This window comes from Capnocytophaga sp. oral taxon 380 str. F0488 (assembly GCF_000318255.2).
Taxonomy (GTDB): domain Bacteria; phylum Bacteroidota; class Bacteroidia; order Flavobacteriales; family Flavobacteriaceae; genus Capnocytophaga; species Capnocytophaga ochracea.
The window spans coordinates 1-4,784 of sequence record NZ_KB291226.1 but is presented as its reverse complement, the minus strand read 5'-3'; the positions used below and the strand labels follow the sequence as shown (position 1 = coordinate 4,784).

General features: G+C 30.6%; 5 protein-coding genes and 1 pseudogene. All 6 read left to right on the top strand.

Features of this window, described 5'->3' with window-relative positions:
- Window positions 1-1,597 (top strand): annotated as a pseudogene (locus HMPREF9078_RS12010) (hypothetical protein); the annotation flags it as partial.
- A gap of 57 nt (window positions 1,598-1,654) precedes the next feature.
- Window positions 1,655-1,894, top strand: a complete 240-nt coding sequence (locus tag HMPREF9078_RS12005; RefSeq protein ID WP_009420398.1) for a hypothetical protein — start codon at window positions 1,655-1,657, stop codon at window positions 1,892-1,894.
- Window positions 1,895-1,903: 9 nt separating this feature from the next.
- The gene (locus HMPREF9078_RS12215) at window positions 1,904-2,080 is read left to right on the top strand and encodes a hypothetical protein (protein ID WP_009420397.1); all 177 of its coding nucleotides are present in this window, start codon (window positions 1,904-1,906) and stop codon (window positions 2,078-2,080) included.
- Between the two features lie 74 nt (window positions 2,081-2,154).
- Window positions 2,155-2,370: a hypothetical protein gene (locus HMPREF9078_RS09090; protein WP_009420396.1), complete on the top strand. Its 216-nt coding sequence runs from the start codon at window positions 2,155-2,157 to the stop codon at window positions 2,368-2,370.
- A gap of 53 nt (window positions 2,371-2,423) precedes the next feature.
- The gene (locus tag HMPREF9078_RS09085) at window positions 2,424-2,687 is read left to right on the top strand and encodes a hypothetical protein (RefSeq protein ID WP_009420395.1); all 264 of its coding nucleotides are present in this window, start codon (window positions 2,424-2,426) and stop codon (window positions 2,685-2,687) included.
- A 124-nt stretch (window positions 2,688-2,811) separates the two neighbouring features.
- On the top strand, window positions 2,812-4,782 hold the full coding sequence (locus HMPREF9078_RS09080) for a hypothetical protein (protein WP_009420394.1): 1,971 nt from the start codon (window positions 2,812-2,814) through the stop codon (window positions 4,780-4,782).
- The last annotated feature ends 2 nt before the right edge of the window (window positions 4,783-4,784 follow it).

The window sequence follows — 4,784 nt, the reverse complement described above, 5'->3', positions numbered from 1 at the left end:
ATACGCTTTTCAAGGACAAGGGGAAGGAGAGTATCATTATAGTTATTCATTACAGAAACTATTGGAGTGGCTTAAAAAGAATAAGGGAAAGATTGTGAATTTTGATCCTCTTAGTACAGAATATAGATGGTCAGGTTCTAAAGAAAAAAATGCTCCATCAGATACAGAGTTTGTAGACAATAATAAACAATTGTTTTTTATTAAGTCTCTAGATGTTCGTAATAAAACAGCAAAAATAGATCTATCTGCAATAGGAAATGTAGTATTAAGAACAGGGTATAGTGTAGAATTTGGTAGAATGACTACTACTTTCTATATAGAAATTTACTATGCACAAGGAAAAGATTATGCTATAAAAATTACTACCGAAAAATACTATATACTAAAAAAAATACTTGATTATATTGGATTTGATATTACCAAAGGTAGTAAAGAATACATTGTTAAACAGTATAATGAGAACTTAAAAAGTAGTGGTAATTATGATTGCAATAAAGTAGATGTTATTTTTGAAGATATACCCTCTTTCGTACTTCCTAGTTTAGACAACAATAGTAAATGGGAAAGTTTAAAGAGTTTGTTAGAATGTTCAAAAAGTAAATGGGGAGTTGATGAATACCGTGCAATCTTAAACTTATTAAATGGATTTGAATCATCGTTTATTTATAAAAAAATACAAGAAAATAAGATCACATTTAGAAAACTACTAAATGAAATTCCAAAACGTATATTCTCTGAGTACTTATACGCTTTTAGTAGGATAGGAAGTGATGTTTGGACAGAAAAAGAATTACACGGAATAGGGAATACTTATGCTTTTCCTTTTGAGTATGACGTTGAAAAACCTACAACAGTATTTAGTTTAGAGAAAAAAAATTACTACGAACGTTGTATAGGACTTTATGCTCCTGAAGATAAAGATAATTTTACTATTACAAAGTTTAGGTTAGGAAATAATTGTTCAGTTTTTGAATATGGACTTAATATACTTGCAGTAGAAACTACTGGTAATACGTTATCTTCTTATGATTATTTTTCTCCTATTCACGTGTGGTTTAGAGATGAATATTCTATTATATTGCCCGCTTTTGTAGCCTATGAATTAGTAACAAGAAATGCTCTTGAAAGCCCCAAAAAAGAATTTCTTAAAGAGACTTCTTCTCTTATGCTACCAGAGCTTACTTTGGCAAAATTTAAGGGGCTTGGCAGTATTTTTAGGTATAGAAAAACTACAAAACCTTTAGCATATGTAGAAAAAGGAGTTTCTAAGACAACTAACATAATAGGAAAAACTGATGAAACTACTACATATATAAATAATTTATTTAAAGGAGCTAGGGAAAGAGCAATAGCTAAATTTGGTAAGGAAGCAGAAGAACTTATCTATTTCAAATTTAATAAAGACGGAGGAGCTGCTGCTGAAATTATAGACCACTATGGGGCAGAAGGACTAAAAGCTCTTAAAAAAGCAAATAAAATAGATGATGTAGCAAATGAATTAATAAAAGGGAAAATAGCTTACAGACATATAGGTTCTAATGCTAATTATTTAGAGCAATTAAAATCTTCAGGTATTATTCCAGAACAAATAGGGTAAGGACAAACATATTTCTCATTAGATAAAATAGATGATCCCCTAATCGCTATTGATAAAATGCAGTTAAATGCAAAATATACAGACGCTGTTTGGCGTGCAGAGTTTGATGCTAACCAGCTAATAAATAAGACTCATATTCCAAAAGCAAAATGGAATAATGCTGAATATATAGAAGTTTTAACAAGGAGCTATCGAAATTTTGGAAAAGGAGGAACAACGCAATTTATAACACAATCTCAAATAAAGTTGAAAAGATTAATTAACTTAAAAACAGGTGAAATAATCAATTTTAAATAACACTATGCTATGAAACGTTCAAAAATAATAGAAATAATAATTGATAATATTTGTTATGATCCCTCTGCCTATAATCCTAAATGGAGATGGAATGCCTTCTCTAAAAATATCAAAGCTGAATATCAAAAAATTTTGCCAATTCTCAAATACTGGGAAGAAAAAAAACTATATTTCTATAATAAATGATGATGAATATATATTTATGTTATTTCCCGAAAATTTACCCGCAAGAGATGTTCTATTGTTAGAAAGTTTATCTTATGAAAACAAAAGCAATAATCGATAATTTTCTATATAAAATAGAATCGTTTTATAGGAATTTTGGGAATGAATGGTCTATTAATGATTTTGCTGAAGATGAAAATCAAAAAAATGTAATAAAAGAGTTTTTACCTTTTTTAGAAAGCAAAGGAATTATTGAAATTGTATCTGAAGAAAAGTTTAAAATTATAGACTTACCTTCTAATAGATTATGACTCTTTCATAAATTATTAAAAAACGTGAGAAAAATAATAATATTTAAAGAAATATGAAGCGTAAAAATCTTATCAAATTACTAGTAGACACTATTTACCGTGATAATATTTATTTAATAACTCCAATAATAGATTGGGATTTAATGGATATAGTGAATAAACATTTCAGAGATAATTATAACAAAGTGCTACCTATTTTATTGAAGTGGCAAGAAAAAGAATATATTTCATTGATAAATGATGATAATGTTATTTTTATTTTTTATCCTGAAAAATTACCTTTAAAAGAAGATTTGTTAGCAGAGAGTATTCTATAAAATATTAATGTTTTTATTTGTAAGATAGAATTATTTTATACAAGTTTAAAAGGTTGTATAATTACAAACCTTAAAACAACGTTCTTTGACATATTGAAATAGACCCTTCGTGATGTAACCACAAATGCTCACAGCGATAACCGAGAGCACCTCAGCACAACTGCGCTGGAGTGCTCAGGCGATGATGCCTAATCAGGAATACCCGTACAAGGTGATGTACCGCGAGAAAGGCAAGACGTGGAAATCGCAAAAAGTGAGTATGCCCTATGCCAAAGTTACAGGACTCAAACGGGGACGCACCTACATTTACAAAGTGGGGGTAGCCTGTGGCTTAGAAACAGCTTATAGTAGCTCGGTATTTGGAGAAGAGAGCTATATGTATAGCACCGAACAGGAGTTTACCACCACCGATCAGATAGACGAAAAGAGCCAAGTGCAATGTGGGGTAAAACCCGAAATACGCATCAAGAACACCGAGCCTTTACAGGATAATCTGTATCCTAACACCACCTTTACAGCAGGTGATTTCCCGGTAACGGTGCTCAACGCTACAGGTAACAATGGTGTATACTCAGGAGAAGGCTATGTGAAAGTACCTTATTTGCAAGACACTAAAATAAAGGTAGTATTTAACGGCATCAAGCTCAACACCGAACGGCAACTCATAGAGGGCAAGTTAGTAACGACGTATGATGAGACGGAGAGGAATGTGATAAATATTACGAATGAGGTAGAAAAGATTAAGTCAATTCTAAGAGAATATAAGGGTAAAAAGAATCAACAGAAAGAGTTAAAAGAACAGGTAAAACAGATAAAGGAAGAAATAGATAAACATAATGATAATGAACTCAAGAAATCTCTTGAGAACTTAGAAAAGAGTGCAGATAATCTTATTGAAAAAGGAAAAAACTTTACCTCTAATGAAGTAAAAAAAGTTGAAGAAGAAATTAAATTATTACAAGAGGAATTACAGAAATATACAGAAAAATTAAATAGCTTTGAAAATACAGGAGGTAGTATTAATAACGTAGGAAAAGACAGTTATTTTGATGGTGTTATTAATGGTACAACTATTCCTCAAGGGGCTATTTTAACAGAGAACGCTTTCCAGAAAGAGTTTAAGAGCAAACAAACTATTGCTGTACCTAATAATGCTTCGTTTGAGATATACACAATTAACAATCAATTTAAGATAATTGTTAGTACATCAAATATTAAAGATGAAGAATTTGAGAAACTGAAAAAAGAATTAGAAAAAACTCAAGGATTTGCCATTTGGTTGCACTACACAAAAGGAGAAAATCAATTGAAATATAAAATTAATTATAGTGATAGGTTTTTCTCTAAAAAGCAAGATATTGAGATATACAAACGTGTAATGAAGAAAATGCTAGAGAATGCAGACCCAACGGATAATTGGGGGCAGTTAGTGATAGGAAGTGCCTATGGTATAAACACTATGACCCAAAAACTGATAAACACTCCTCAAGACTATCAAGAAAAAGAAGGACAAAGTTTAGAGATTCGTTTGTTAGAAAAGTATTATGACTATCTTTACAAGAAAAAGAAAAACAACGAGTTTAACCAAGACATTATAACACTTTCAGCAACCAATCAAGATGCTCTATTAGAACCTACTTTCCAAGGAGGTACTGTGGATAAAAGTTGGTTAGAAACTATTTTACCTAAAGATAAAATAGAAGAGTTTAGAAAAATGTTTGAATTAGTATATAATAAAATAGACTTTTCAAAAGTTGGTTTTGGTATAGAAAAATCTGCTGGATTAGAAAATGAATTTGGATTAAAACAAGAGGCTAGTGTTGTGTTAGGAAATGTCATCTTTATGGGAGGTAATGATAGTGGTTATGTTCATTCATATATAGGAGGTGAAGCAGGAATGGGAGGAGTATTGAATATTGGTATTTCTGCTAATGTAGGGGGAAGCTTATTTATGACTTTTGCTAAAGAAGATAAATATAGAAAACACGTTAATTTTGAAGGTAAATATAAATATGGAAGAGGAGGTTTTGGTGTTGGTACAGGACTTCTTTTAGGAGGATTGGATATGTCATATCCTGAAATAGGTTTACACTAAAA

Coding starts and splice junctions, on each gene's coding strand:
- HMPREF9078_RS09090 (WP_009420396.1), top strand. CDS start 2,155: ATGAAAACAAAAGCAATAATCGATAATTTTCTATATAAAATAGAATCG.
- HMPREF9078_RS12005 (WP_009420398.1), top strand. CDS start 1,655: ATGCAGTTAAATGCAAAATATACAGACGCTGTTTGGCGTGCAGAGTTT.
- HMPREF9078_RS09085 (WP_009420395.1), top strand. CDS start 2,424: ATGAAGCGTAAAAATCTTATCAAATTACTAGTAGACACTATTTACCGT.
- HMPREF9078_RS12215 (WP_009420397.1), top strand. CDS start 1,904: ATGAAACGTTCAAAAATAATAGAAATAATAATTGATAATATTTGTTAT.
- HMPREF9078_RS09080 (WP_009420394.1), top strand. CDS start 2,812: ATGCTCACAGCGATAACCGAGAGCACCTCAGCACAACTGCGCTGGAGT.